We start from the raw sequence: 26171 nt of genomic DNA on the forward strand, positions 1-26171 counted from the left end.
GCGGCCTCCTTGCTTCGATTATCCACCCGGCCCGCTCAACCCGAAACCAGGCGGCCGTTTTCCATGTGCAATTGGCGGTCGGCGCGGGCGGCCAGTTCGGGATCGTGCGTCACGATGGCGAACGCCGTGCCGGACTCCTGGTTCACCTGCGTCAGCAGCTCGAACATATTGTGCGCGGTGTGGCGGTCCAGATTGCCCGTGGGTTCGTCGGCCAACACGCAGACCGGCCGGGTCACCAGCGCGCGCGCCAGCGCCACGCGCTGCCGTTCGCCGCCCGACAATTGCCCCGGGAAATGCCCCTCACGGGCCGCAAGCCCCACAAGGCCCAGGACCTCGTGGGCGGCCTCGCGGGCCTGGTCGCGGTCCTGGCGGCGCACGATGAGCGGCATCGCCACATTGTCCAGCGCGGAAAATTCCGGCAGCAGATGGTGGAACTGGTAGACGAAACCCAGGCTGCGGTTGCGCACCGCGCTCTTGCGGCTCTCGGAAAGGCCGACGGCAAGCTGGCCATCCACCGACACCGAACCGCTGGTAGGCACGTCCAGCAGGCCCAGGATATGCAGCAGCGTGCTTTTCCCGGAACCGGAAGCGCCGACGATGGCAACCATCTCGCCGCGGGCCACGGACAGGCTGACGTTGCTGAGCACTTCGATGCGCGCGGGGCCTTCGTCGTAGACCTTGACGATGTTGTCGGCCTGCAGCGCGGGAGTCAGGATGTCAGTCATGGCGCAGCACCTGGGCGGGTTGCAGGCGCGATGCGCGCCAGCTGGGATACAGGGTCGCCAGCAGCGACAGCACCAGGGAGGTCAGGCCGATGGTGACGATATCGTTCACCTGGGGATCCGAGGGCAAGGCACTGATGAAATAGATTTCGCGCGGCAAGAAATGCACGCCAAGCAGGCGCTCGATGAACGGCACGATCACGTCCACGTTATAGGCGATCAGAATGCCGCCCGCCACGCCCAGCAGCGTGCCGATGACGCCGATCAGCGCGCCCTGCACCAGGAAGATGCGGGCGATTTCCCGCGGGCCGGCGCCCAGCGTGCGCAGGATGGCGATGTCGGACTGCTTGTCCTTCACGGCCATGACCAGCGACGACAGCAGGTTGAACGCCGCCACCGCCACGATCAGCGCCAGGATCAGGAACATCATGCGCTTTTCGGTCTTCACCGCCGCGAACCACGTGCGGTTGTTGCGGGACCAGTCGCTCGCCATCACGTAGGGCGGCAACACCTTCTGCAGCTCGGCCGCCACCTCGGGCGCCTTCTGCATGTCGGCGATGCGCAGGCGCACGCCGGCGGTGCCGCTGTCGCGGAACACGCGGGCGGCGTCCTCGTCGTCGACGAAGGCCAGCGAGGAATCGTATTCATAGTGGCCGGACGAGAAAACGCCCACCACGGTGAACTGGCGCATGCGAGGGGTGAAGCCGGCCGGGCTGATCGAGCCTTGCGGCGCCATCATCAGCAGCGTATCGCCCAGCTTCACGCCCATGCCGTCGGCCAGCTCGTTGCCCAGCACCACGCCGAAGCTGCCCGGCTTCAGGTCGGTGAGCTTGCCCGAGACCATCTGCCTGGGCAGGTCCGACACATTGCCTTCGGCCTGCGGATCGATTCCGCGCACCTGCACGCCCCGCAGAGCCTGCCCGCGCACCAGCATGCCCTGCGCCGCCACGAACGGCGCGCCGGCCTTGACTTCCGTGTTCTGCTTGGCAGACGTGGAAAACTCCTGCCATTTTTCCAGCACGCGTTCCGGCACGGCCCCGGGGATATAGAGCTCGATGTGCGGCAGCACCGACAGCATGCGGTCGCGCACTTCTTTCTGGAAACCATTCATGACAGACAGCACGACGATCAGGGCGGCGACGCCCAGCGCGATGCCCGCCATGGAACTGGCGGCGATGAAAGAGATGAAGCGATCGCGGCGGCCGCGTCGCTGGCGGATTCGGGCCAACCCGGCATAGCGGGCGCCTATCCATAGTTCGTAAGGTATTTTCAGCACGTGCGCATTATGGCATTAACAAGCGGGAAGGCGACCCGCGCCGGGGGACTCTTATCGGGGGCACCAAGGAGCCGGCTTTCCCGGTCCTCCAGTGCCGCCCCCTTTGAGGGGGCCCGCGCAAGCGGGTAGGGGGTGGGCTTACAATCCTCGCCATGCTGATCGTCATCCCGGGCGCCCTGCCCACCCTACCCGTCGCGGCGGAACTGGCCAAGCTCCTGCCGGAGCGCGCGCCCACCCTGCATGGCTGGCTGCAGGCCGCCACCGCCCGCCCCGAGCCCTTCGACGTACGCGCCCACGGCTGCACCGCCTTCGAGTCCTGGCAATTGGCCCGCGCGGGCTACCGCCCCGAACCCGGCCTGCTGCAAGGCGCCGGCCTCGGCCCGCTGCTGGCCGCCGGGCAGGCCGCCAACGGCGAGCCCGTCTGGCTGGCCGAACTGGTCCACCTGGCCCTGGGCACCGACCAGGCCACCCTGCTGGATCCCGGCATGATGGACCTGCGCGCCGAAGAAACCGCCACCCTGCTGGAAACGGTCCTCCCCCTCTTCGAGGGCACGGGCTTCGCCGTCGAGCCGCTGTCGCCCGAACGCTGGCGCCTGCGGCTGCCCGACGGCCTGCGCCCCCAGACCGCCAGCCCGCTGGCGGTGGCCGGGCAGCGCCTGAACGACTGGTGGCGCCAGGACGCGCAAACGCGGCCATGGCGCCGGCTGCTCAATGAAATACAGATGACGTGGCACGGCCACCCCGTCAACGACGCGCGCGCGGCCCGCGGCCTGCCCCCGGTCAACGCGCTCTGGCTGTACGGCGGCGGATCGCCCTGGCCCGTCGCGGCGGCCGGCGCCGAACACGTATTTACCGAGCTGGATGCCCCGCAGCGCGGCGGCGACTGGGCCGCCTGGCTGGACGCCCTGGCCGCGCTCGACGCGCAGCGCCTGCGTCCGCTGGCCGGCAAGAACGGCCTGCCCGGCGCACCCGCCGAGCTCCTGCTGCTGGGCGCAGACCGCAAGGTCGCCCTTACCCTGAAACCGCGCGGGGGCCTGCTCGGCTTGCTGCCCGCGCCCAAGAAAAACTGGAGCGCCTGGTGGTCTCACCCCGCTTGACTGTCCGCCCGTCCGACCTGGACGCCTGCCGCGTCCTGGAAGCCTCGGGCATCCATCCGCTGCTGGCCCGCCTCTGGGCCGCCCGCGGCGTCACCCACCCCGACCAGACCCGGCTGGCCTGGCCATCGCTGCTGCCGCCCGCCGGCCTGACGCATTCCGCCCACGCCGCGGGCGTGCTGGCCGACGCCATCCAGGCGGGCAGGAAACTGCTCATCGTGGCCGACTACGACTGCGACGGCGCCACCGCCTGCGCGGTGGGGCTGCGCGCCCTGTCCGCCATGGGCGCCGACGTGGATTTCCTGGTCCCCAACCGTTTCGAGACCGGCTATGGCCTGTCGCCGGCGGTGGTCGAACTGGCTTGCCGGCACCGTGCCGGCAAGCCCGACATCATCATCACGGTAGACAACGGCATCGCCAGCGTCGACGGCGTGGCCGCGGCCAACGCGGCCGGCATCGGCGTGGTGATCACCGACCATCACCTCCCGGGAGACACCCTGCCGGACGCCCTGGCCATCGTGAACCCCAACCAGCCCGGCTGCGGCTTCCCGTCCAAGAACCTGGCGGGCGTGGGCGTCATCTTCTACATGATGCTGGCCCTGCGCGCCGAACTGCGCCGCAGAGGCGTGTACGCGCCCGACGGCGGCCCGCGCCTGGACGCGCTGTCCGACCTGGTCGCGCTAGGCACCGTGGCCGACGTGGTCAAACTGGACGCGAACAACCGCCTGCTGGTCACCCAGGGCCTGCAGCGCATGCGGGCGGGCCGCCTGCAACCGGGTCTGCGCGCCCTGTTCGCCGTCGCCGGCCGCGAACCCCGCAGCGCCAACGGCTTCGACCTGGGCTTCGCGCTCGGCCCCCGCATCAACGCCGCGGGCCGCCTGGCCGACATGAGCCTCGGCATCGCCTGCCTGACCACCGACGACGAAGCCCAGGCCCTGGAAATGGCGCGCGAGCTCGACAACATCAACCGCGAGCGCCGCACGATCGAAGCCGAAATGCGCGAACAGGCGCTGGCTGCCATGGAAGCGCCCGACGCCACCGCCGGCGCCACCGTCTGCGTGTTCGACCCGGGCTGGCACCAGGGCGTCGTGGGCCTGGTCGCCTCGCGCCTGAAAGAAAAATTCTGGCGGCCCACGCTGGCCTTCGCCCCCGCGGGCGACGACGAGATCCGCGGCTCGGGACGCTCCATCCCCGACGTGCACCTGCGCGACGCGCTGGACCTGGTGTCCAAGCGCCACCCCAACCTGATCCGCAAATTCGGCGGCCACGCCATGGCTGCGGGCCTGACTCTCGGCAAAGCGGACTTTGCCGCCTTCGCCCCCGCTTTCGACGCCGCCGTGCGCGAACTCACCGGACGCGACGCCTTCGAACCCGTCATCGAAACCGACGGATCCCTGGAATCGGGCTACGCCAACGCCGACGTCGCCGGCATGCTCCAGCAACAGGTCTGGGGCGCAGGCTTCGCCGCGCCCCTCTTCCTGGACGAATTCGTCGTGCGCAACCAGCGCCTGGTCGGCGAAAAGCACCTCAAGCTATCGCTCGAACGCGGCCACCAGCGCTTCGACGCCATCTGGTTCGGCCACGACCAGTCCCTCCCGGAACATATCCAGGCCGCCTACCGCCTGGAACAGAATGTCTGGAACGGCATGGTGTCGGTGCAACTGGTCATCGAATACGCAGGGTAGGTTTACTCCCGCGCCGCGCCCGCTACGCGGGCTAGCTGCCCCCCGAGGGGGGGGGTAGCCCCGCCTTGGGACGGCCCGGCGGCGGGGCGGCCGTCTTTCCAACAAAGTGTCTGACACCCTTACGAGAGCCCCGCCAAGCTGAAACCGATGCTCCCGGGTGTCTGACACCCCCACGGCAGCAACCGATCGTCCCCGACGACCGTAGACGCAACGCCGACCGAGCCGGCCGCCGTGGCGGCCCAGAAGCCAACCCCGGTGTCAGACACCCGGGGGGCTCCATATTCAGCTTGACGGGCATCTCGTACGGGTGTCAGACACTCGAACACGCAGGGTAGGTTTACCCCCCGCGCCCGGCGCCGCCTACTTGTTTACCAGCCTCGCCGGCTGCGCCAGCGCCACCAGCGCGCCAACCACCAGGCAGCCCGCCAGCATGTACAGCCCTGTGTTGGTGGTGCCGGTCATGTCCTTCAGCCAGCCGACCAGGTAGGGGCTGACGAAGCCCGCCAGATTGCCCACCGAATTGATCAGCGCGATACCGGCCGCGGCCGCGGTGCCGCCCAGCAAGGCGGTAGGCAGGCTCCAGAACAGCGGCAGCACCGTGCAGATACCGATGTTCGCCACCGTCAGCGCCAGAATAGCCAGGACCGTATTGCCGCTCCAGACCGCCGACAACAGCAGGCCCAGCGCCCCGAACAGCGCCGGCAGCGCAACGTGCCAGCGGCGTTCGCGGTGGCGGTCGGAATTCCGGGAAATCAGGATCATCCCGATCACGGCGAACAGATTGGGCACCGCCGTCAGCAGACCGATCACCAGCGGACTTTGCACCCCCGTGCTCTTGATCAGCGTCGGCATCCAGAATCCCACGCCGTAAAGCCCCATCACGAACGAAAAGTAGATCAGCGCCATCGCCCACACCCGCGGCTTGACCAGGGCGGCGCGGATCGGCGGGTCCTCTTTCTGCTGCTCCTCGGCCGCGATGTTGCGGATCAGCACGGCCTTCTCGCTGGCGGTCAGCCACTTGGCCTTGTTGATACGGTCATCGAGATACACCAGCACGAGTATCCCGATGATGACGGACGGGATCCCCTCCAGCAGGAACAGCCATTGCCAGCCCGAGAGCCCATGGTCGCCGTGGAAAGTGCTCATGATCCAGCCCGAAATCGGCCCCCCGATCAGCCCCGACATAGGCACCGCCGTCATGAAGAACGTGGTGATGCGCCCGCGGCGCGCCGCCGGATACCAATAGGTCAGGTACAGGATGATGCCCGGGAAGAACCCGGCTTCGGCCGCGCCCAGCAGGAAACGCAGCGCGTAGAACATATGCACGCTGTTCACGAACATCATGCAGGCGGAAATGATCCCCCAGGTGATCATGATCCGCGCAATCCAGACCCGCGCGCCCACCTTGTGCAGGATGATGTTGCTGGGAATCTCGAAAATGAAGTATCCGATGAAGAAGATGCCGGCGCCCAGCCCGTACACCGTCTCGCTGAACTGGAGTTCCTGCAGCATCTGCAACTTGGCGAAGCCCACATTCACGCGGTCCAGGTAGGCCACGACATAGCACACCACCAAGAGCGGCACCAGCCGCCAACCTACCTTCCGGTAGATCCGGTCCTCCTCAGTCGCCGGGATCGCCGGCGAGACCCCGGGGGCCATCGTATTTTCCATCTATGTCTCCATTCCTCTGGCGGGATAGGCCGGCGGCAGACCGGCGCGGTAGCGGTCCGCGTTCCCGGGTAGGGGCGCGCGGCCGATACCGCAGGCTAGAACCACATAGTTGACAAAAAACTGAACAACTTTTCCTCGTCCGGCGAAACGCATCGGGAATGATCCGTCCCTACCATCCCGATATCGGCCCACGCGTCAGGGTCAAGCGCGCTAAAATGCCAGGTTTCGCACAAAAGTCACCAAGACAGGATCAATCATGGAAGCCGAACGTCAGAACCAGCTCGCAGCCCGCCTCGCCGACTACGCGGAGCGCGAACAGGCTCTACGGAGGTATCTTTGACTACGATGCCAAAGCTGAACGCCTGCAAGTCGTAAACGCCGAGCTCGAAGACCCGGCGGTCTGGAACGACCCTAAGCATGCCCAGGACCTGGGCCGTGAAAAGAAGGCCCTCGAAGACGTCGTGGAAACGCTGACGGCGCTGGGCTCGGGGCTGGCGGATTCGAACGAACTGTTCGAACTGGCCGCTTCCGACGACGACGACGCCACGCTGGAATCCATCGAACAGGACGCCGAAGCCTTCCAGGAAAAGCTGGAAGGGCTGGAATTCCGCCGCATGTTCTCCAACCCGGCCGACCCGCTGAACTGCTTCCTGGACATCCAGGCCGGCGCCGGCGGCACGGAAGCGCAGGACTGGGCCTCGATGCTGCTGCGCCAGTATCTCAAGTACGCCGAACGCAAGGGTTTCAAGGCCGAAGTGCTGGAAGAATCCGAAGGCGAAGTCGCGGGCATCAAATCCGCCACCATCAAGCTCGAAGGCGAGTACGCCTTCGGCTACCTGCGCACCGAAACCGGCGTGCACCGCCTGGTGCGCAAGAGCCCATTCGACTCGTCGGGCGGCCGCCACACCTCGTTCGCCAGCGTGTTCGTCTACCCTGAAGTCGACGACTCCTTCGAAGTCGAAGTGAACCCCGCCGACCTGCGCGTGGACACCTACCGCGCCAGCGGCGCGGGCGGCCAGCACATCAACAAGACCGACTCCGCAGTCCGCCTGACCCACATGCCCACCGGCATCGTGGTGCAGTGCCAGAACGACCGTTCGCAGCACCGCAACCGCGCCGAAGCCATGCAAATGCTGAAGTCCAAGCTCTACGAGCTGGAAATGCGCAACCGCATGGCCGAGCAGCAGAAGCTGGAAGATTCCAAGACCGACGTGGGCTGGGGCCACCAGATCCGCTCCTACGTGCTGGACCAGAGCCGCATCAAGGACCTGCGCACGAACGTCGAAATCTCCAACACGCAGAAAGTGCTGGACGGCGACCTGGACCCCTTCATCCAGGCCAGCCTGAAGCAAGGCATCTGAGTTTCGCGACACTTCCATTCACCGTACCCTGAGGTTCACGAATGTCCGACACCATCGCAATTCTCACCGGCGCATCGCGCGGCATCGGCGCCGCCATGGCCCGCGGCCTGGCCAGACCGGGCACGCGCCTGATCACGCTGGCGCGCCGCGAAGATCCCGAACTGGCCGCGTACGCGCGCGCCCAGGACGCACAGCTTGACCAGCTGTCCGTGGACCTCTCGGACCTGAATGCGGCGCAAGCGGCCGCCGAGCGCATCTGCGCCTCGCTGCCGCGCGACGCGAAACGCTACCTGCTGATCAACAACGCCGGCACGGTGCACCCCATCCTCGCCACCGGCGCGCTCAACGACGGCGCGGCCATCGCCTCCGCCTTCAACCTGAACGTCTCTGCCGTGATGCTGCTGACCGCGCGCTTTCTGGCCGCCGTACAGGGCCTCCAGGCCGACCGCCGCGTGCTCAACATTTCCTCGGGCGCGGGCCGCAACCCCAACGCCGGCTGGGGCGTGTATTGCGCCACCAAGGCCGCGCTCGACATGTACACGCGCGTCGTCAAACAGGAACAAGGCGCCGACGGCGCGCGCATCGTCGCGCTGGCCCCCGGCATCGTCGACACCGACATGCAGGTCGCCATCCGCTCCAGCGATCCGGAAGACTTCCCGGCGCTGTCCAAGTTCCAGGACTTCCACGCGACCGGCAAGCTGTCCTCGCCCGCCAACGTGGCCGCCCGCATCCTCGCCTACCTGGATCGCGAAGATTTCGGCACGACCGAGATCGACGACATCCGCAATTACGACTGATTTCCCTACCATGACCGACAACTCGACCGCTCCGGCACCCGCCCAGGATGAAAACCGCTTGATCGCCGAACGGCGCGCCAAGCTGTCCAAACTGCGCGAAACCGGGGTCGCGTACCCCAACGACTTCGTCCCCGACGCCCGTGCCGCCGCCCTGCACGACAAATACGACGGCGAAGAACAGGAAGCCCTGGCCGCCAACCCCGTCGCCGTCAAGGTCGCGGGCCGCATGATGCTCAAGCGCGTCATGGGCAAGGCCAGCTTCGCCACGCTGCAGGACAGCACCGGCCGCATCCAGATCTACCTGGACCGCGGCACGCTGGGCGAAGATAGCTACGCCGCGTTCAAGCAATGGGACATCGGCGACATCATCGCGGTCGAGGGTTCGGTCTTCAAGACGAACAAGGGCGAGCTCTCGGTGCACGCCGCCAGCGCGCGCCTGCTGTCGAAGTCGCTGCGCCCGCTGCCCGACAAGTTCCACGGCGTGGCCGACCAGGAACTGCGCTACCGCCAGCGCTACGTGGACCTCATCATGACGGACGCCACGCGCCGCACGTTCGAAGCGCGCAGCAAGGCCGTGGGCAGCATCCGCCAGTTCATGCTGAACGCCGGCTTCCTCGAAGTGGAAACCCCCATGCTGCACCCGATCCCGGGCGGCGCGGCGGCCAAGCCCTTCGTCACGCACCACAACGCGCTGGACATGGAAATGTTCCTGCGCATCGCGCCCGAGCTCTACCTGAAGCGCCTGATCGTGGGCGGCTTCGAGCGCGTCTTCGAGGTCAACCGCAACTTCCGCAACGAAGGCGTCAGCCCGCGCCATAACCCCGAATTCACGATGATGGAGTTCTATGCAGCCTTCGCGGACTACCGCTGGCTCATGGACTTCACGGAAGAGCTGATCCGCCAGGCCGCCATCTCGGCCACCGGCAGCGCCCTGCTCACCTACCAGGAACGCGAGCTCGACCTGGGCAAGCCGTTCGACCGCCTGACCATCTGCGAAGCCATCCTGAAGTACGCCCCCGGCTACACCCAGGCGCAGCTCGACGATCCGGCCTTCGTGCGCGCCGAACTCAAGAAGCTGGGCGCCGACGCCGACGGCCCGGTGCTGTCGCGCGCGGGCCTGGGCGCGCTGCAACTGGCGCTGTTCGAGGAAACCGCCGAAGCCAAGCTCTGGAACCCCACCTACATCATCGACTACCCGGTCGAAGTCTCCCCGCTGGCGCGCGCCTCGGATACCCGCGAGGGCATCACCGAACGCTTCGAACTCTTCATGACGGGCCGTGAAATCGCCAACGGTTTCTCGGAGCTGAACGACCCCGAAGACCAGGCCGATCGTTTCCGCGCACAGGTCGAGGCCAAGGACGCCGGCGACGAGGAGGCCATGTTCTACGACGCGGACTACATCCGTGCGCTGGAATACGGCATGCCCCCGACGGGCGGCTGCGGCATCGGCATCGACCGCCTGGTCATGCTGCTGACCGACAGCCCCAGCATCCGCGACGTCATCCTCTTCCCGCACCTGCGCCGTGAAGACTGATAAGCGGACGGCGTCATGATCTTCAAGATCCTGATGCTCCTGCTGGTCGTGGCGGGGCTGATCTACTGGATCAAGCAACCCCGCGGCGTCCAGGCAGCCGCCCCCTATGCGCCGGCGCGGCCGCGCCGGCCGGCCTTCGTCGCCCTGTGCGTGGCCGCCGCGATCTCGGCGGTCGCCGCGGCGCTCAGCGTCGTGTTGTGGATGGGCAGCGTGGCGGGCGGCGTCACCGGCGGCGGCTATCGCGGCGAAGCGGATTTCCTGCTGCCCGTGGCCGGCTCGCTGCTGGCATTGGCCGTGGCCTGCGCCGTCGGCGCCTTTCTCAAGCGCCGTGGCTGAACCCCTGTTTCAAGCCGGCCACCTGCCCGCCCCCTCCGGCAGCGCCGGCAGCGACGCCTGCAGCATGGCGTCGATGAACTTCGCTGGCTGCAAGCGGCCGCCGGGCTTGTACCACTGCACCGTCAGGTTCATGGCGCCCAGCACGCAGCGCTTGATGACGCGCGCATCGCCCTTGAGCAAGCCGGCGTCCACCGCCGCCGCAACCGCCTCCTGCCACATTTCCTCGTAGCGGTCGCTCAGCGATTTGACGATGGCCCGGCTGGGCGCCGACAGGCTGCGCCATTCATACACCAGCGCGTTCATGGCGTCTCCGCCCGCGCCGTGCAGCATGCTCCACATATGCACCCGGAACAGCGCGGCGAGCCGGTCAGCCGGCGTGTTGTAGCGCGCCAGCGCCTGTTCGCCTCCATCGATCACCTCCTGGATGCCGTTGTTCATCACGGCCACCAGGATCTCCTCCTTGCTGCGGAAATGATGGAACAGGCTGCCGGACTGCAGCCCTACCGCCCGCGCCAGCTCGCGCACCGTGGTGCGCTCGTAGCCGTGCCTGCAGAAAAGCTGGCCCGCCATCATGATCACTTCTCGCCTGCGCTCGGAATCCGATCGCTCGTCCCGCCCCGCGGCGGCGGTGGGCATGGCGGTTCCGTTTTTTTCCATCTCGGTTCATTGCCTCTGGATGATGGTCGCGCAAGCCATGCCGTGTCCGATGCACATCAGCTGCATGCCGAATTCGCCCTCGGAGGCTTCCAGGCCCGCCAGCATCTTGGCCATCAAACCGGCCCCCGTCGCGCCCAGCGGATGCCCGTGGGCGATCGCGCCGCCCCAGGGATTCACGCGCGCCAGGTCTGCGCCCATCTCGCGCTGCCAGGCCAGCACGACGCTGGAGAATGCCTCGTTGATCTCTATCCAGTCGATGTCCCGCAGATCCAGGCGCGCGCGCGCCAGGGCCTGCCGGGCCGCCGGGATCACGCCGGTCAGCTGCAGCACCGGGTCCGACCCCACCGCCACGCGCGCCAGAAAGCGCGCGCGCGGCCTCAGCCCGTCGGCCAGCGCCGCGTCGCGGTCCGCCAGCAACACCGCGGCCGCGCCGTCCGCGAGCTGGCTGGCGTTGGCGGCTGTCACGCTGCCCTGCCCGGGCGGCCGCAAGGCGGGCGCCATGGCCGCCATGCGGGCGGGATCCGTGCTTTCGCGGATGCCTTCGTCGCGGCACGCTTGCGCATGCGGCCCAGGCAGCAATTCGGCATGGCGACCCGCCTGCACGGCAGCCCAGGCGCGCGCGTGGCTCTCGCGCGCCCACTCGTCCATCTCCTGGCGGGACAGCTGCCAGCGCTCGGCGATCCGTTCCGCGCTCTCGATCTGGTGTATCAGTGGATAGCGCTCCAGCAGCTCGGGATTCAGCGACTCGAAGCCGCGGAACGCCTCCCGCCCCAAGGTCACGTCCAGGAACATCGGCACGCGGCTCATGCTTTCGACGCCGCCCGCCACCACGTAGCGCATATCGCCCGCGGCGATGGCCTGCGCCCCGAAATGCACGGCCTGCTGGCTGGACCCGCACATGCGGTTCAAGGCCACGCCCGGCACGCTCTCGGGCAGGCCGGCCAGCAGCGCCGCCAGCCGGCCGATGTTGGCGCCCTGTTCGCCGGCCTGGCTGACGCAGCCCGCGATCAGGTCCTCGACCTTCCCGTCCGGCAAGCCGGCGCGTCCCAGCAAACCCCGCACGGTCTGCGCCAGGAGCGCATCCGGCCGCGTATCCGCCCACCAGCCGCCGCGCCGGCCGAATGGCGTGCGCACGGCCTCAACGATCACGGCTTCGTTCATGCCGTCGTCTCCTCGATGTAGAGCGCTTCGATTTCGCCCGCGTAGCTGCGGTAAATGCTGGCGCGCCTGACCTTCATCGTCGCGGTCACTTCACCATCGTCATGATCCAGTTCCTTGGTCAGCAGATGGAAGCGCTTGATCTGCGCCACCGGCGCCAGTCCCGCGTTGGCGCGTGCGATCTCCTGCTGGATCAGTTCGCGCACCTGCGCGGACTCGGCAAGCGAACGGAAGTGCGTAAACGCGATGCGGCGCGACTCCGCCCATTTGCCGACCGTATCGAATTCGAGCTGTATCAGTGCCGACACGTACTTCCGGCCGTCCGCGATCACGATGCACTCTTTCACGTAGGGACTGCCCTTGACCGCGTTCTCGATCTCGGAGGGCGTCAGGTTCTTGCCCCCTGCGGTGATCATGATGTCCTTCAGGCGATCCACGATGCGCACGCGTCCGCCCTCCTCCGCCACCACGTCCCCCGTGTGCAGCCAGCCGTCGCGCACAGTCTCGGCCGTGGCGCCCGGGTTCTTGTAGTAACCCTGGAACACCATGTCGCCGCGCACCAGCAGCTCGCCCGCCTCGCCCATCCGCCATTCGACCCCAAGAATGGGTTCGCCGACCGTGCCTACTTTCACGCGGTCCGGGTGCTGGCCGAAGATCATGCCCGCCGACTCCGTCAGCCCGTAGACCTCGACCAGCGGCACGCCCAGCTTGCGGAAATAGCGCACCACGTCCGGAGGGATGGGCGCGGCGCCCGTCATCGCCACGCGCACCCGGCGCAGCCCGATGAAATTCTGCAGGGCGCGCAACACCAGCCAATACCACAGCCAATAGGTCAGCCGCTCTGCGCCCGTGTACTGCGCCGGCGACTTTTCAAGGAACGGGGCGCGCGCAGCGAGCGCGCGCCGGTACAGCCATTGCTGCACGCGCCCCGCTTCCTGCATCTTGATCGAGATGGCGGCATGCAGTTTTTCCCAGATGCGCGGCACCCCGAGGAAGATCGTGGGCGCCACCTCGCGCAGATCTTCCTGCACCGTCCGTATCGATTCGCCGAAATTCACCTGTGCGCCCAGATAGATGGGCACGAAGGTCGACAGCATCTGCTCGGCCACATGGCACAGCGGCAGATAGGACAGGTGCACGCTGTCGCGGCTCATCGCCAGGCGCTCCGCGATGCCCGGCGCCACGCCCCGCATGTTGCGGTAGCTCAGCATCGCGCCCTTGGGTTTGCCGGTGGAGCCTGACGTATAAATCATGAGCCCCGTGTCGTCCAGCGTCTGGCGGTCCAGCATCGCATCCAGCGCGGCAAGTTCATCCGCCTCGCGCCGCGCGCCGTCGGCCTCGACCTCGGCGAACGTCACGATGCGATCGCGCTCGGCGGGTGCGTAGGAGCGCAGGCCCTTGCTCTCGATCATCACGATCCGCCGCAGCTGCGGCAGCCGGCCGGCCACCTGCAGCACCTTGTCGGTCTGCTCCTGATCCTCGCATACCACCAGCTCCACGTCGGCGTGCTCAAGTACGTAACCCATCTCCTCGGCGGGGCTAGTGGCATACACACCCACCGCCACGCCGCCGACCGCGCCCGCTCCCATCTGGGCCAGCAGCCATTCCACGCGGTTCTCGGACACGATGGCCACCCGCCCGCCCGTGCCCAGCCCCAGCGCTCGCAGGCCCAGCCCCACACGGCAGGCCCGCGCCCAGTATTCCGACCACGAAATGGGCTTCCAGATGCCGAAGTCCTTTTGCCGGATGGCGATGCCCCCGGGCTGCCCGCGCGCCTGTTCGCGCAGCATCTGCGGCAGCGTCAGCGCCGGCCATGCGCCCGTATCTGCCGCGGAGGGATTCCGTTCCTTGTCTATCATGAGAGCCAGCGCTTGCGGCGCTTGTAGTGCTTGATATCGCGAAAGCCGCGGGCCTCGCCCGTGCCGCCCACCCCCAGATAGAATTCACGCACGTCCGGGTCCGCCGCCAGCCTGTCGGCGCTGCCGTCGATCACGACCTTGCCCGTCTCCATGATGTAGCCATAGTGCGCCACCGCCAGCGCCACCGACGCGTTCTGCTCCACCAGCAGCATCGACACCCCCTGTTCCCGGTTGATCCGCGCGATGATGGAAAAGATGCTCTCCACCAGCATCGGAGACAGGCCCAGCGAAGGCTCGTCCAGCAGCATCAGCCTGGGCTGCGCGATCAGCGCGCGGCCGATCGCCAGCATTTGCTGTTCACCGCCCGACAGATAGCCTGCCAGCCCCCGCCGCCGCTCGAACAGCCGGGGGAAGTACGTATAGACCAGGTCGAAGTCCGCCCGCGCCCCCGCCCTGCCCGTCAGCGCGTAGGTTGCGGCCACCAGGTTCTCCTCCACCGTCAGGTCTTCGAACACCCGGCGTCCCTCCATCACGTGCGCCAGGCCGGCGCGCACCAGGTTCTGGGGCCGGGCGCCGGCCGTGTCGCCGCCGTCGAACACAATGCGTCCGCGCACCAGCGCCCCGTCTTCCAGGTCCAGCAGCCCGGACACGGCCTTCAGCGTGGTGGACTTGCCCGCCCCGTTGCTTCCCAGCAGCGCCACGATGCTGCCCGTGGGCACCGACAGCGACAAGCCGCGCAGCACCTGCACCGCCTTGTTGTAGACGACTTCGATGTTGTTGATATCGAGCACCGCCGCAGGCGGCGCCGCGCGCGCGTCATGTCCGTTCACGGCCGCCTCACTTCAGCACGATCCAGTCGGAAGCCGGCACCATCTGCTTCTGCTTCACGTCGGCGCGGTAGATCCGGCCCACGGGAATCGAGTTGCCCTTGATGGTGATCGGCACGCCGATCAGGCCGCCCGTGTCGAAGTCCTTGATGCCGTCCAGCGCCGCCTTCATGTTGGCGCTGGTCAGCTCCTTGCCCGCATCCAGCGTGCGCTTGGCCACCTCGGTGAACAGCATGGCGGCCAGGAAACCCTGCATGTAGCCCGTGCTCTGGTACTGCGGGCGCATCTCGCGGATCTTCTTCAGCATCGGCGCGTCGGCCGCGGTGTCGTAGTAGTAGCGGTACGGCATCACGCCCATGAAGCCGTCGGCGTCCTCGCCCATCTGCATTACGGTCGAATTGTCCATGGTCCAGAACGTGCCCATGTAGCGCGTCTTCAGGCCCATGCGCTTACCCTGCCCCACGAACTCCGGAATCGGCGCCAGCACGTAGCCGTGGAAGATCGTGAAATCGGGATCGGCGCGGCGCAGCTTGATCACTTCGGTCGAAACGTCCACGCTGCCCGGCGGGGTCATGATTTCGGTGGCGACCTTCAACCCGAGTTTTTCGGCCACCGCGCGCGAACTGGCGATCGGATCGCGCCCGAACTCGGTATCCGAATACACGAACGCCACCTTGGCGCCCGGCTGTTCCTTGGCGATGTAGCGCAGCAGGATGCCGAACATTTCCGTGTAGTCGGGGCCCACCATGAACTGGGCGGGGTATTTGGCCGGGTCGTTCAGTTCGGTGGCGAAGGACGCGCCGGTCATGAGGATGTCGCCGCTGCGGTTCAGCTCGGCGTTGATCGTCTTGGAAAAACCGGTCGAATCGCCGTAGTAGAAATTGACCTTGTTCTGGCTGGTGATCTTCTTGAACGCGGCCACTGACGCGTCCACCTTGTACGCCGTGTCTTCGGGCACGTAGCGCAGCTTGCGGCCCTTCACCCCGCCCTGGTCGTTGACGATCTTTACGTAGTCGGTGATGCCGGCGTGGATGCCCTGCCCGGCGAAGGCGAAGACCCCGCTCAGCGGGATCGACCCGCCCAGCACCAGGTCCTCCGCCGCCTGGGCGGCGGGCGCCGATGCCAGGGCCGCCGCCAGGCCCAGCGGGGCCAACAACCTCGATAAACCGCTGCCGATCCGGATGCGCTTCATGGTTTGTCTCCTGAGGGTCTTATAGGTGGCCGCCGCCGCGCCGGTCGCGCATGGCTCAGGTGCGAAAGGGCCAGAGATGAAAGAAACGGCGCACGCGCCGCCAGATTTCCGCGAGCCCGTGCGGCTCGAAGATCAGAAAGCCTACGATCAGCAGGCCGAAAACAATGGTGCGCACCGGCGAGATCAGCCGCAGCGCGTCGCCGCCCACGGGCAGCCACCCGACGATGAGCTTCAGCAGTTCCGGCACCATCGTCATGAAGATGGCGCCCAGAATGGACCCTAGGATGGAGCCCATGCCGCCCACGATGATGGCCGCCAGGAAGAAGATCGACATGATCAGCGGAAAACTCTCGGGCGTGACGACGCGGAAGAAGTACGCCCACAGGCCGCCCGCGACGCCCGCGTAGAACGACGACAGGCCGAAGGACAGCAGCTTGTAGCGCAGCAGGCGGATGCCCAGCACTTCCGCCGAGATGTCGCGGTCGCGGATGGCGATGAATGCGCGTCCGATGCGCGTGCGGAACAGGTTCGCGGCGCCCAGCACCATCAGCGCCGTCACGGGCACGATCAGCCAATAGATCTTGAATGACGTGTCCAGGTCCACGCCCAGCACCCGCGCCGGCGGCACCTGCAGCCCCGTGGTGCCGCCCGTGAACTCCCAGTTCGCGAAGATGAAATGCGCAATGAACGATGCGGCGATCGTGGAGATGGCCAGGTACAGCCCCTTCACCCGCAGGGACGGAATGCCGACCAGCAGCCCGCCCGCCATGGCTACCGCGCCACCGCCCAGCAGGTTGACCAGCACGGGCGTGCCCAGGCGCAGCTCCATCACCGCCACCGTGTAGGCGCCCAGGCCCATGAAAGCGGCCTGGCCCAGGCTGACCAGGCCGGTATAGCCGGTCAGGATGTTCAGACCCGTTGCGCTGGCGACGTTGATCGCCACGAGACAGGCCAGATACAGCCAATAGGCGTCGGCCACGAAGGGAAACGTCGCCAGCGACGCGGCCAGCAACGCCAGCCAGGTCCGCTGCGTGCGGGTATCGAATAGCGCTTCGTCGGCAAGATAGGTCTGCTTGGCAGTCGCGATGCGCATCGGTCACAGCCTCTCGATTTCACGGGTGCCGAACAGGCCATATGGCCTGACCATCAGCACCACGACCAGCACGATGAAAGTAGCCAGCAATTTGTACTCGCCGCCCATGTAGGCACCTGCCCAGGCCTCCAGCAGGCCGATGAAGATGCCGCCCACCAGAGCGCCGGCCACGCTGTCCAGCCCGCCCACGATCACCACTACCAGCACCGACAGGCCAAACACACCCATCGACGAGGAAATGCCGCCGATCGCGCCCACGATCACGCCCGAGACCGCGGCGATCGCGCCCGCCGCGACCCACGCCAGCGAGAACACGCGCGGCACGTTGATACCCATGGCATACGCCGCGCCCTGGTCCGACGCCGTGGCCCGCAGCGCCACCCCGCCGCGCCAATAGCGGAACACCGCCAGCACCAGCAAGGCCAGCGCCACGGCGACCCAGAAGCCGTAGAAGACCTTGGGCGCGACGAATGCCTCGCCCACCATCACGGGCGAACGCGGCATGAATTCCGGCAGGCGCCGCTGGTCCGCCGTCCAGATGAGTTCCACCGCGCCCACCAGGATGGACGCCAGCCCCACCGTGATCATGAAAACCGAGATCGGCGCTTCGCCCAGCATGGGCCGGATGGTCAACCGCTCGACCACCGCGCCGAACACGCCCGACGCCACGACGGCGCCCGCGATGGCCAGCCAGATGGGCCAATCCATGCCCGCGGCGAACGCATAGAAAATATAGGCGCCCAGCATCAGGAATTCGCCGATGGCGATGTTCACGACCCGCGTGGCCTTGTAGACGATGACGAACGCCAGGGCCGCCAGCGCATACAATCCGCCGCTGCCCAGGCCGGCCAGCGAGACCTCCAGGAAGAACAGCATGTCCATCAGGCCGCCTCCGTCAGCCGGCGGCGCAGGTCGCCCACGTCGCCTGCGCCCAGGTAGGCCTGGATCACCTGGGGATCCGCCTGCACCTCGGCGGGCGTGCCGTCGGCGATCACCTGGCCGAAGTTCAGCACCACCACGTGGTCCGACAGATCCATCACCATGCCCATGTCGTGTTCCACCATCAGCACCGTGACGCCCCATTCGGAGCGCGCGTCCAGGATGAAGCGCGCCATGTCGTCGGTTTCTTCGCGGTTCATGCCGGCCACGGGTTCGTCCAGCATCAGCACCTTCGGATTCATCGCCAGCGCGCGCGCCAGCTCCACGCGCTTCTGCAGGCCATAAGACAGCGCCGCCACCGGCGCGTGGCGGATGTGGTCGATCTCCAGGAAGTCGATGATGCGTTCTTCGATGTCGGCGCGCAGCGCCATCTCTTCGCGCCGCGCCCGCCCCAGGTACAGCAAGGCGTCCAGCACGTTGCTGCGCAAATGGGCATGGCGGCCGAGCTTGATGTTGTCCAGCACGGTCATGCCGCGAAACAGCGCGATGTTCTGGAAGCTGCGGGCCAGGCCCAGCCTGGCGCGTTCCGGCGCAGCCACGCGCGTGATGTCGCGCCCCAGGAAGCGGATCTGCCCGGCGGCGGGCCTGTAGAAACCGGAAATGGTATTGAACAGCGAGGTCTTGCCGGCGCCGTTGGGACCGATGACCGTGGTGATGGATCCGGGCGCTACGCGGAACCCCACATCCGTGAGCGCCTTGACCCCGCCAAACGCCAGCGTGACTCCATCGACCTCCAGCAAGGGAGGGCTATCGGACTGATCCACCATCTGTCTCCTCGCTTTTGCCGCGAAGTTCTTCGCCGCCGGACCGCGCCAGGGCAACAAGCCGGAGGCGCGGCATAGAGGCTTTTTTTATGGACGTCAGTCTGGCGAACCCGCGAGGCAGGAGATGCAACGAACCTGTCTTTACCTACGCCAGTACAGCGCCGGAAAATCGTTCTATGCGTTACGCTAAGCGTGCTTAAAAGAAAACCAAGCAAGCGCTCGGTTCAGACCATAGCATCGCGGTTTTTGGATCGACAGTTGGTATTTACCCGATAACGGAGACACGCCATGACCCCTGGACTTCCAGCCTTCCGAACGCTGCTTCTGGACATCGACGGCGCAATCGCGACCGTGACGCTGAACCGCCCCGATGCGTTGAACGCCATCGACGTCGCGATGGCGCAAGACCTGCAACAGGCCGCCCAATGGCTGGAGGCCCGCAACGATATCCGGGTGGTGCTGCTGCGCGCCGCGGGCAAGGCTTTCTGCGCCGGCGGCGACATCGCCATGTTCGAAGGCGATGCCGGGCAGGTGCGCGGCACGCTGCTCGATCTGTTCACCCCGCTCAACGATTTCATCGCCCGCATCCCGCGCATGGACAAGGTGTGGCTCGCGCAGGTGCATGGCATCGCGGCGGGCGCCGGGCTGTCGCTGGTGCTCGCCTGCGACCTGGCCATCGCCGCGGCGGAGTCCCGCTACATGACGGCCTATCTCAAGCTCGGCGCCACGCCCGACGCCGGAATGACGCACGGGCTGACCCGGGTGCTGGGCGCCCGCCGCGCGCTGGACCTGCTGCTGCGCGCCGACGGCTTCGCCGCTTCGGACGCGCTGGCCTGGGGCATCGTCACGCGCACGGCGCCCGCCGCCGAACTCGCCGGCGCGACGCTCGCCTATGCGCGCGACATCGCCCTCAACGCGCCGCACGGCATCGCGGGCGCCAAGGCGCTGCTGCGTTCAGCGGCAAGCGCCACGCTGGAAACCCAGCTGGCCGAGGAAACCGCGCGCTTCCTGGATTCCGCCGCGCGCGCCGACTTCGCGGAAGGCGTCAAGGCCTTCCGCGAAAAGCGGCCGCCGCAATTCACCGGCAAGTAACCCTACCGCGCCGCGGCCTGCCAGTCCGGCGCGCGCTTTTCCACGAAGGCGCGCAGGCCCTCGCGGGCTTCGGGCGTGGCGGCCGCATTGCAGAACACCTCCACCGCCGTCGCCACGCGGCGCCGGTAGTCATTGTCGTTGCTGAAGACGAAGGCGCGCCGCCCCATGGCCAGGACCTGCGGCGGCTTGGCCGCCAGGGACCGCGCCAGCCCGCGCGCCTGCTCCAGCAGTTCCGCCTCCGGCTCCACACGCGCCACCAGGCCCAGGCCCTGCGCTTGCGCGGCATCGAAGGTCCTGCCCGTGAACAGCAGATCGAACGCCCGATGCTTGCCGATGACGCCCGGCAGATGCACGTAATGGACGGCAGGCAAAACGCCGACGTCGATTTCGGGGTAGCCGAAGGTGGCGGTATCGGCCGCGACGATCATGTCGCAGGACACGGCCACCGTCATGCCTCCGCCGCGCACGGCGCCCGACACCACCGCGATCGACGGCTTGCTCAGATTGAACTGTGCGTCGTACAGCTTGACGTACAGCGTCGAAAGCAACCGGTGGATCCGTGCCGGCGTGCTATCCAGCAGCTTCTTCATGTCCAGGCCGGCGCAGAACCGGCCCGGCAGATCGCTGGCCAGCACCACCGCGCGCACGCCGGGGTCGGCATCGGCCTGCGCCAGCGCGGCGATCAGTTCGTCCAGCATTTCCACGTCCAGCGCGTTGACCGGCGCGTGGCAGAGATGGATTTCCGCGACCTGCTCGCGGACCGCATAACGCAGAAACTTCATGCATTTTCTCCTGAAGGGGCATGGACTTGCACGCTGCCGGCGGCGAGCATCGCAGCGATCTCCGCGTCGGCATAGCCGAGTTCAGCCAGGATTTCGCGGCTGTGCTCGCCCAACAGGGGCGCCGGCAACGCGGCTTCTCTCGGCTGTCGTCCGAAGCGCACCGGCAGCCCGACGTTCCGCACCTCGCCCAGCACCGGGTGCCGGCTCTTCACAATCAGGTCGCGCGCGGCGACCTGCGGGTGGGCCAGGGCCTGGTCCAAGGTATGGATGGCCGAACAGGCAATGCCGGCCGGCTTCAGCGTTTCCAGCCACTGCGCCACGGTCCGTGTCTCCATGCGCGACTGCACCAGGGCCACCGTCGCGTCGAAATTGCCGACCCGGTCGGCATTGCGCGCAAACTCGGGCGCGTCCACGTAATCCTGCAGGCCCGCCACCGCGCAAAAGCGCTGCCATTGCGCGTCATTGCCCACGCCGAGCATGATGTCGCCATCCGCCGCGCGAAAGGCCTGGTACGGGCACATCGCCGGATGCCCGGTGCCCATGCGGCGCGGGATCCGGCCCGTGCGCCAGTAGTTCTGCGCCATGTACGACATCAGGCCCAGCGACGTATCCAGCAGCGAGACGTCCAGGTACTGGCCCTTGCCGGTCTGGCCGCGTTCCAGCAGCGCCGCGAGAATGCCGCTCAACGCGAACGAACCCGTGCCCAGGTCGACCGGCGAGAAACTGGCGCGCGCGAAATTTCCGTCCGGCTCGCCCATAGTGCTGATCATGCCGCTGAAGGCCTGCAGCATGACGTCGTATCCCGGCTCCTCGCCCATCGGCCCTTCCCGGCCATAGCCCGAGATCTCGCAATACACAAGCGTTGGATTGATGGCGCTCAGCGTCTCGTAATCCACGCCCAGACGCGCGGCGGTGCGGCCGCCGAAGCCCTGCAGCACCACGTCCGCCTGCGCGGCCAGCCGGTGCACCACGCCACGCCCTTCGGCCGTTTTCAAATCCACGGCCAGGCTGCGCTTGTTATGGTTGACCGCCAGGAACGTCGCGGACTGGCCCGCGTCCTGCGGAAGCCAAGCGCGCGTGTCGTCGCCCGTGCCCACCGGTTCGACCTTGATCACCCTGGCGCCCAGTTCGCCCAGGTATTGTCCGCAAAGCGGGCCGGCCAGCACCTTGCTCAGATCCAGGACCGTGATGTTCTTGAGCGGCGTCATGCGCATGGAGTCGGACATGGCGATTACTCGGCCTTCAGGCCGATGCTGCCGGCCGCCTCGGTCCATTGGGCGGTCTCGCGCTTGAAGAAGGCGTCCAGTTCGGCCGGCGCCACCTGCAGCGCCTCCGCGCCGCGCTCCTGCATTGCCTGGCGGTAGGCGTCGCTCGCCACGACCCGCGCGATGGCTTCCCGCAATTTCTGCACCACCTCGGCGGGCGTGCCGGCCGGCACCTGCAATGCAAACCAGAACTTGAGGTCCAGGCCGGGATAACCGGCCTCCTTCAGCGTGGGCACGCCGGGCAGCAGCGGCGAACGCTCGGCCGAGGTGATCGCCAGTGCCTTGAGCCTGCCCCCCTGGACCTGGCCGATGCTGGTGGACATGCTGTCGAACAGGAAATCGACCTGGCCGCCGATCACGTCGGTGACGGCGTTGGCGCTGCCCTTGTAGGCAACGCCCACCGCCTGGAACTTGGCGAGCTTCTGCAACAGAGCGCCGTAGACGTGCGGCGAGCTGCCGGGTCCGAACGTCGCGTAGCTCAATCCGTTCGCCGTGCCGCGGCCGCGCTCCACGAGCTCACCCAGCGAGCCGACAGGCGTGCGCTCGGGATTGACCACCAGCAGGTTGGGCATGGCGCCCGTGGTGCCCACGGGCACGTAGTCCTGCAGGGGATGCATTTTCGCGCCGGGATACATCAGCGGGTTGATGGCCTGCATGCCCACGGTGTTGTGCATCAGCGTATAGCCGTCGGCCGGCCCGTTCAGCACGCTCTGGTAGCCCACGTTGCCGCTGGCGCCCGGCTTGTTTTGCACGATGACCTGCTGCCCGAGCTCGCGCGCCAGGGGCTCGGCCACCAGGCGCGCAATGAAGTCCGTGGGGCCGCCGGCCGAGAACGGCACCAGCAGCGTAATGGGCTTGGAAGGCCAGTTGTCGGCGAATGCCGGGGCGGACAGGCTGGCTGCCGCGAGGCAGGCGGCCAGGATTTTCTTCAGCGCCATGATGTCTCCATAGTCATTGTCATGGGCTGAATTATGCGAAGCCACCGTCCATATTAGAAATACCGTTTCAATATGCAGGCCATAATAAAATTGTGATATCCCAGCCTGTCCGGAGCCTCTCCATGTCGATGTCCATACGCGCAATGCAGTGCTTCGTGGCGGTGGTTTCCACCGGATCGATCAGCCGCGCCGCCGAAACGCTGCATGTGGCGCAGCCTGCGCTGAGCCTGCTTATCCGCAACCTGGAGGAAGACCTGGGCGTGGTGCTGCTGCATCGCAGCGCCCGGGGCGTCACCCCCACCGCGGCCGGCGCGCGCATGCTGGCGCACGCGCGCGAAATCCTGGGCCGCATCGATGCCGCGCGCGCGGACGTGCGCGAAGATCCGAACACGCCGCGCGGAACCGTTTCGCTGGCGATGTCGATGTCGATGGCCAAGCTGCTGACCGTTCCGCTGCTGCGGTTCAGCCTGGAACACTGGCCGGGCGTCTATCTCAAGATCATCGAATCCAGCACCGGGTACATCCCGGGCTTCGTGAGTTCCGGCCATGCCGACCTGGGCCTGACCTTCAGCGACGACGCCTCGGCCGACCTGCGCTTCCAGCATCTGATCGACGAAGAACTGGTGGTGGTTTCGCCGCCCGCAGCAAGGCGCGCAAGACAGCCCCGGCCCGCGGCGCTGCGCGCCCTGCCCGCCATGAGCCTCGACGCGGTGGCGGAATTGCCGCTAGTGCTGCCGGGCAATCCGCACAGCCTGCGCCGCCTGCTGGATCAATACCAACAGCGCGAGCGCGTGGCATTCCGCGTCATTGCCGAGGCCAACGCCATTCCGCAGCTGATCGAGCTGGCCCAGGCTGGCGTCGCGCACACGATCCTGTCGTACGAAGCGGTGCGCCAGGAAGCAGAGCGCGGCGACGTCGTGCTGCACCGTATCGGCAAGCCGCGCATGACGCGGCCAGTGTTTCTGTGCCGTTCGGATGTGCTGCCGTTGTCGATGGCGGCCTCGGCCGTGGCCGACCAGGTCGGCCGGATCATTGCCGCTTGCGGGCCGGCCGAAGCGGCGCCTGCACGGCCCCGCGTCAGATGACGCGCTTCTCCACGGCCTGAGCCCAGCGCCGCGCCACCACGGGCGAGGTCGCGCAGGTGGCCGACTCCGTCACCACACGGACGGCGCGCTCCAGCAACTGGATATCCGCCTCATGCTGGCGCGCCACGTGCGGATCTTCGAAGAAGATCACGCGCTGGCATTGGTGCTCCAGCACCAGCTCGGCAATCTGCGCATCGCCGCCCAGCGGGCCGCTCAGGTAGCGGTGTACCCACGGCGTATCCTTGGGCCATCCGCGCGACCACGCCAGATCGTTGAGCCGCCCGCCGGTCGTGCCCGTCGCCACGCGCCGCGCAAAGCGCGACAGGACGTCGAAATGCTCGCTCGCGAAGGCCACCATCTCGTCTTTCAAGGCATCGTGCGCGATCAGCGCCAGGGTCTGGCCGGTGAAGTTGAACAGCCGCGAAGCCGAAGCGTCGGGCGCCAGGCCGGCGTGCACGCGCTCCACTTCCATCCATTCGATGGCGCCTGCCAGCGTCGAGATGAACGGCCGGCCATGAGTGATGCACTGCCGCTTGAGCGCCAGCGCCTCGGGGAAGATCGAGGAAGGATCCACCGGGTCGATCAGGTAGATCGCGCCGTCGAACGGCGCGTTTCCGTCGCGGCCTTCAGTGACCCGGGCCACCAGCTTCATCAGGCCGCCCTCGCGGCCATAGGGATAGCGGATCAGCCCGCTGTAGCCCTGCAGCATGCCTTCGCGCACGATCGCGTCGTGCGTGCGGCCCACCGTATGCAACTGCACGCCCAGTTCGCGTATGGTGGACGAGCACGCGCGCAACCAGGTGAACAAGGCGGCGTCGGGAGTTTCGTGGTGGAGCCGGTTGGCGGCCAGGCCAAAACGCAATTGGGCAGCGGGCATCTATAGACTCGGGAAGGAGAACGACGGGATCCTTCATGATACCGGGAAAGCGTGGACGGACCAGACCGACGCTGGAGTCAGACACCGACGAACCGCGAACGCAAAACCGCGATGCGGACGAAACCCCGCAACCGCAAGACACCACGTAAGCCCCAAAAGGCCGCCTGCGCGGCCGGCCTGGGGCCGGCATCGCAAGATCGTTCGCGGCGCAACCACCGTCCACCAAAACGCCAAGCACACCGCCCTCCCCGGCGATCGAGGAAGTAACGCCGCCCGAGCCGGCCGCGGCGGGGGCCTGGGTTGCGCGGGGAGTCGATAAGCCCGAGGGAATCCGAAGGGAGCCGAAGGCGGACGAGGATGACGATGGGGGAGTCCGGAGCGAAGGCTCCGGACCGCAATCGTTGACCCGCGCGGCCCAGGCTCCCGCCGTGGCCGGCGGCCCGGGAACTGAATCTGGTGTCAGCCAAGGCACGATCAGGTGTCAGCCCCCCGGGAGCGCCAGCTTCAGCATGAGCGACCGTCTCGTAAGGGTGTCAGACACTTTTCTCCATGTCCTCGTACGCCATTCTCCGTGTCCCCGCCCCGCCCTGCCGACGCCAAAAAAAGCTCCCCGCGGGGAGCTTTTTTTCAGTCGGCCTCGTCGATCCAGGCCATCTGTATGGCTTCCAGGATTTTCTCACCGCAATGGGCCGGGTCGTCACTGAAGCCCGGCAAGGCCAGGACCCACTCGCGCAGCTGGATGAAACGCAGCGTCTTGGGGTCAACGTCCGGATACGCATCCGCCAGCGCGGCGGCAATCTCGTAGGTGTCGGTCCACTTCATCAATGGCCCTCTTTCGCGTGATTGATGGTGTACTTGGGGATCTCGACCGTCAGGTCGGTGTCCGCCACCACCGCCTGGCAGGACAGGCGCGAGGTAGGGGTCAGGCCCCAGGCCTTGTCCAGCAAATCTTCTTCGTCATCGGTGGCGTCTTCCAGCGAAGCATAACCCTGCTTGACCACGACGTGACAGGTCGTACACGCGCAGGACAGTTCGCATGCGTGCTCGATATCGATATGGTTATCCAGCAGCACGCGGCAGATCGACACGCCCTTGGGCGCGTCTTCGATCACGGCGCCTTCCGGGCAGTAGTCGGGATGAGGCAATACAGTCAGTTTCGGCATAACG

Annotated in this window: 25 protein-coding genes; 8 read left to right on the forward strand and 17 right to left on the reverse strand. The window is 67.1% G+C overall.

What is annotated here, in order from left to right:
- Positions 1-35: 35 nt before the first annotated feature.
- Together lolD and AGI3411_RS02810 are read right to left on the reverse strand one after the other, a co-directional pair.
- Positions 36-725, reverse strand: coding sequence for a lipoprotein-releasing ABC transporter ATP-binding protein LolD (gene lolD / locus AGI3411_RS02805; RefSeq protein WP_129525900.1), 690 nt, complete (start codon positions 723-725; stop codon positions 36-38).
- On the reverse strand, positions 718-1950 hold the full coding sequence (locus AGI3411_RS02810; protein ID WP_244240243.1) for a lipoprotein-releasing ABC transporter permease subunit: 1233 nt from the start codon (positions 1948-1950) through the stop codon (positions 718-720). Before AGI3411_RS02810 ends, lolD begins: the two co-directional genes overlap by 8 nt.
- 200 nt (positions 1951-2150) lie before the next feature.
- Here AGI3411_RS02810 and AGI3411_RS02815 point away from each other — a divergent pair, with 200 nt between their 5' ends.
- Together AGI3411_RS02815 and recJ are read left to right on the forward strand one after the other, a co-directional pair.
- Positions 2151-3095 (forward strand): hypothetical protein, encoded by a 945-nt coding sequence (locus AGI3411_RS02815; RefSeq protein ID WP_129525902.1) that lies wholly within the window; start codon positions 2151-2153, stop codon positions 3093-3095.
- Positions 3077-4777, forward strand: a complete 1701-nt coding sequence (recJ, locus tag AGI3411_RS02820; RefSeq protein WP_129525903.1) for a single-stranded-DNA-specific exonuclease RecJ — start codon at positions 3077-3079, stop codon at positions 4775-4777. Before AGI3411_RS02815 ends, recJ begins: the two co-directional genes overlap by 19 nt.
- A 360-nt stretch (positions 4778-5137) precedes the next feature.
- Here the strand turns inward: recJ and AGI3411_RS02825 are convergent, their stop codons facing one another.
- Entirely contained in the window at positions 5138-6448 is a 1311-nt protein-coding gene (locus AGI3411_RS02825; protein ID WP_129525904.1) for an MFS transporter, read from the reverse strand.
- Positions 6449-6704: 256 nt separating this feature from the next.
- On the opposite strand from AGI3411_RS02825, the gene prfB reads away from it, so the two are divergent.
- The 4 genes from prfB (at position 6705) to AGI3411_RS02845 (ending at position 10476) form a co-directional block, all read left to right on the forward strand.
- A protein-coding gene (prfB, locus tag AGI3411_RS02830) for a peptide chain release factor 2 (RefSeq protein ID WP_129525905.1) occupies positions 6705-7809 on the forward strand; the annotation gives its coding sequence in 2 pieces (ribosomal slippage) (positions 6705-6785 and positions 6787-7809; 1104 coding nt in all).
- 41 nt (positions 7810-7850) lie between these two features.
- Entirely contained in the window at positions 7851-8606 is a 756-nt protein-coding gene (locus tag AGI3411_RS02835) for an SDR family oxidoreductase (protein WP_129525906.1), read from the forward strand.
- A gap of 10 nt (positions 8607-8616) precedes the next feature.
- A complete protein-coding gene (gene lysS / locus AGI3411_RS02840) occupies positions 8617-10140 on the forward strand; it encodes a lysine--tRNA ligase (RefSeq protein ID WP_129525907.1) in 1524 nt (507 codons plus the stop codon).
- A gap of 15 nt (positions 10141-10155) precedes the next feature.
- The gene (locus AGI3411_RS02845; protein WP_129525908.1) at positions 10156-10476 is read left to right on the forward strand and encodes a preprotein translocase subunit TatB; all 321 of its coding nucleotides are present in this window, start codon (positions 10156-10158) and stop codon (positions 10474-10476) included.
- A 9-nt stretch (positions 10477-10485) separates the two neighbouring features.
- On the opposite strand, the gene AGI3411_RS02850 is transcribed toward AGI3411_RS02845, so the two are convergent.
- From AGI3411_RS02850 to AGI3411_RS02885, 8 genes are read right to left on the reverse strand one after another with little or no spacing between them, the layout of a single operon-like run.
- Complete coding sequence (locus AGI3411_RS02850) at positions 10486-11112, reverse strand: TetR/AcrR family transcriptional regulator (RefSeq protein ID WP_208748009.1); 627 nt, start codon at positions 11110-11112, stop codon at positions 10486-10488.
- 27 nt (positions 11113-11139) lie between these two features.
- Positions 11140-12294, reverse strand: coding sequence for a thiolase family protein (locus AGI3411_RS02855; protein WP_129525910.1), 1155 nt, complete (start codon positions 12292-12294; stop codon positions 11140-11142).
- Entirely contained in the window at positions 12291-14150 is a 1860-nt protein-coding gene (locus AGI3411_RS02860; protein WP_129525911.1) for an AMP-dependent synthetase/ligase, read from the reverse strand. The genes AGI3411_RS02855 and AGI3411_RS02860 overlap by 4 nt, the downstream gene beginning before the upstream one ends.
- Entirely contained in the window at positions 14147-14941 is a 795-nt protein-coding gene (locus AGI3411_RS02865) for an ABC transporter ATP-binding protein (protein ID WP_129526125.1), read from the reverse strand. Before AGI3411_RS02865 ends, AGI3411_RS02860 begins: the two co-directional genes overlap by 4 nt.
- Before the next feature lie 46 nt (positions 14942-14987).
- The gene (locus AGI3411_RS02870; RefSeq protein ID WP_129525912.1) at positions 14988-16169 is read right to left on the reverse strand and encodes an ABC transporter substrate-binding protein; all 1182 of its coding nucleotides are present in this window, start codon (positions 16167-16169) and stop codon (positions 14988-14990) included.
- Between the two features lie 55 nt (positions 16170-16224).
- On the reverse strand, positions 16225-17262 hold the full coding sequence (locus AGI3411_RS02875) for a branched-chain amino acid ABC transporter permease (RefSeq protein WP_129525913.1): 1038 nt from the start codon (positions 17260-17262) through the stop codon (positions 16225-16227).
- A 3-nt stretch (positions 17263-17265) separates the two neighbouring features.
- Positions 17266-18144, reverse strand: coding sequence for a branched-chain amino acid ABC transporter permease (locus AGI3411_RS02880; protein WP_129525914.1), 879 nt, complete (start codon positions 18142-18144; stop codon positions 17266-17268).
- The gene (locus AGI3411_RS02885; protein WP_165359045.1) at positions 18144-18968 is read right to left on the reverse strand and encodes an ABC transporter ATP-binding protein; all 825 of its coding nucleotides are present in this window, start codon (positions 18966-18968) and stop codon (positions 18144-18146) included. Before AGI3411_RS02885 ends, AGI3411_RS02880 begins: the two co-directional genes overlap by 1 nt.
- A gap of 285 nt (positions 18969-19253) precedes the next feature.
- On the opposite strand from AGI3411_RS02885, the gene AGI3411_RS02890 reads away from it, so the two are divergent.
- On the forward strand, positions 19254-20057 hold the full coding sequence (locus AGI3411_RS02890) for an enoyl-CoA hydratase/isomerase family protein (protein ID WP_129525916.1): 804 nt from the start codon (positions 19254-19256) through the stop codon (positions 20055-20057).
- A gap of 2 nt (positions 20058-20059) precedes the next feature.
- On the opposite strand, the gene AGI3411_RS02895 is transcribed toward AGI3411_RS02890, so the two are convergent.
- The 3 genes from AGI3411_RS02895 to AGI3411_RS02905 are packed head-to-tail and all read right to left on the reverse strand — an operon-like array spanning position 20060 to position 23042.
- Positions 20060-20839, reverse strand: a complete 780-nt coding sequence (locus tag AGI3411_RS02895) for an enoyl-CoA hydratase/isomerase family protein (RefSeq protein WP_129525917.1) — start codon at positions 20837-20839, stop codon at positions 20060-20062.
- The gene (locus AGI3411_RS02900; RefSeq protein WP_129525918.1) at positions 20836-22065 is read right to left on the reverse strand and encodes a CaiB/BaiF CoA transferase family protein; all 1230 of its coding nucleotides are present in this window, start codon (positions 22063-22065) and stop codon (positions 20836-20838) included. The genes AGI3411_RS02895 and AGI3411_RS02900 overlap by 4 nt, the downstream gene beginning before the upstream one ends.
- Positions 22066-22070: 5 nt before the next feature.
- Positions 22071-23042, reverse strand: coding sequence for a Bug family tripartite tricarboxylate transporter substrate binding protein (locus AGI3411_RS02905; protein ID WP_129525919.1), 972 nt, complete (start codon positions 23040-23042; stop codon positions 22071-22073).
- Between the two features lie 122 nt (positions 23043-23164).
- Here AGI3411_RS02905 and AGI3411_RS02910 point away from each other — a divergent pair, with 122 nt between their 5' ends.
- Entirely contained in the window at positions 23165-24127 is a 963-nt protein-coding gene (locus AGI3411_RS02910; protein WP_129525920.1) for a LysR family transcriptional regulator, read from the forward strand.
- On the opposite strand, the gene AGI3411_RS02915 is transcribed toward AGI3411_RS02910, so the two are convergent.
- The 3 genes from AGI3411_RS02915 to fdx all read right to left on the reverse strand — a co-directional run bounded on the left by AGI3411_RS02915 (position 24120) and on the right by fdx (position 26167).
- On the reverse strand, positions 24120-25004 hold the full coding sequence (locus AGI3411_RS02915) for a methylglyoxal synthase (protein WP_129525921.1): 885 nt from the start codon (positions 25002-25004) through the stop codon (positions 24120-24122). The genes AGI3411_RS02910 and AGI3411_RS02915 overlap by 8 nt on opposite strands.
- A gap of 627 nt (positions 25005-25631) precedes the next feature.
- Positions 25632-25826 (reverse strand): Fe-S cluster assembly protein IscX, encoded by a 195-nt coding sequence (gene iscX, locus AGI3411_RS02920; RefSeq protein ID WP_129525922.1) that lies wholly within the window; start codon positions 25824-25826, stop codon positions 25632-25634.
- Positions 25826-26167: an ISC system 2Fe-2S type ferredoxin gene (gene fdx / locus AGI3411_RS02925; protein WP_129525923.1), complete on the reverse strand. Its 342-nt coding sequence runs from the start codon at positions 26165-26167 to the stop codon at positions 25826-25828. Before fdx ends, iscX begins: the two co-directional genes overlap by 1 nt.
- Positions 26168-26171 lie beyond the last annotated feature (4 nt).

Source organism: Achromobacter agilis, from assembly GCF_900496965.1.
Classification (GTDB): Bacteria; Pseudomonadota; Gammaproteobacteria; order Burkholderiales; family Burkholderiaceae_B; genus Achromobacter; species Achromobacter agilis.

Bases quoted from the DNA above. Each gene is read 5' to 3' on its own strand.
- lolD (WP_129525900.1), bottom strand. From the start codon at position 725: ATGACTGACATCCTGACTCCCGCGCTGCAGGCCGACAACATCGTCAAG.
- lysS (WP_129525907.1), top strand. From the start codon at position 8,617: ATGACCGACAACTCGACCGCTCCGGCACCCGCCCAGGATGAAAACCGC.
- fdx (WP_129525923.1), bottom strand. From the start codon at position 26,167: ATGCCGAAACTGACTGTATTGCCTCATCCCGACTACTGCCCGGAAGGC.
- AGI3411_RS02910 (WP_129525920.1), top strand. From the start codon at position 23,165: ATGTCGATGTCCATACGCGCAATGCAGTGCTTCGTGGCGGTGGTTTCC.
- iscX (WP_129525922.1), bottom strand. From the start codon at position 25,826: ATGAAGTGGACCGACACCTACGAGATTGCCGCCGCGCTGGCGGATGCG.
- AGI3411_RS02860 (WP_129525911.1), bottom strand. From the start codon at position 14,150: ATGATAGACAAGGAACGGAATCCCTCCGCGGCAGATACGGGCGCATGG.
- AGI3411_RS02880 (WP_129525914.1), bottom strand. From the start codon at position 18,144: ATGGACATGCTGTTCTTCCTGGAGGTCTCGCTGGCCGGCCTGGGCAGC.
- AGI3411_RS02825 (WP_129525904.1), bottom strand. From the start codon at position 6,448: ATGGAAAATACGATGGCCCCCGGGGTCTCGCCGGCGATCCCGGCGACT.
- AGI3411_RS02835 (WP_129525906.1), top strand. From the start codon at position 7,851: ATGTCCGACACCATCGCAATTCTCACCGGCGCATCGCGCGGCATCGGC.
- AGI3411_RS02815 (WP_129525902.1), top strand. From the start codon at position 2,151: ATGCTGATCGTCATCCCGGGCGCCCTGCCCACCCTACCCGTCGCGGCG.
- AGI3411_RS02900 (WP_129525918.1), bottom strand. From the start codon at position 22,065: ATGTCCGACTCCATGCGCATGACGCCGCTCAAGAACATCACGGTCCTG.
- AGI3411_RS02895 (WP_129525917.1), bottom strand. From the start codon at position 20,839: ATGAAGTTTCTGCGTTATGCGGTCCGCGAGCAGGTCGCGGAAATCCAT.
- AGI3411_RS02850 (WP_208748009.1), bottom strand. From the start codon at position 11,112: ATGCCCACCGCCGCCGCGGGGCGGGACGAGCGATCGGATTCCGAGCGC.
- AGI3411_RS02915 (WP_129525921.1), bottom strand. From the start codon at position 25,004: ATGCCCGCTGCCCAATTGCGTTTTGGCCTGGCCGCCAACCGGCTCCAC.
- AGI3411_RS02845 (WP_129525908.1), top strand. From the start codon at position 10,156: ATGATCTTCAAGATCCTGATGCTCCTGCTGGTCGTGGCGGGGCTGATC.
- AGI3411_RS02855 (WP_129525910.1), bottom strand. From the start codon at position 12,294: ATGAACGAAGCCGTGATCGTTGAGGCCGTGCGCACGCCATTCGGCCGG.
- AGI3411_RS02905 (WP_129525919.1), bottom strand. From the start codon at position 23,042: ATGGCGCTGAAGAAAATCCTGGCCGCCTGCCTCGCGGCAGCCAGCCTG.
- AGI3411_RS02885 (WP_165359045.1), bottom strand. From the start codon at position 18,968: ATGGTGGATCAGTCCGATAGCCCTCCCTTGCTGGAGGTCGATGGAGTC.
- AGI3411_RS02890 (WP_129525916.1), top strand. From the start codon at position 19,254: ATGACCCCTGGACTTCCAGCCTTCCGAACGCTGCTTCTGGACATCGAC.
- AGI3411_RS02875 (WP_129525913.1), bottom strand. From the start codon at position 17,262: ATGCGCATCGCGACTGCCAAGCAGACCTATCTTGCCGACGAAGCGCTA.
- AGI3411_RS02870 (WP_129525912.1), bottom strand. From the start codon at position 16,169: ATGAAGCGCATCCGGATCGGCAGCGGTTTATCGAGGTTGTTGGCCCCG.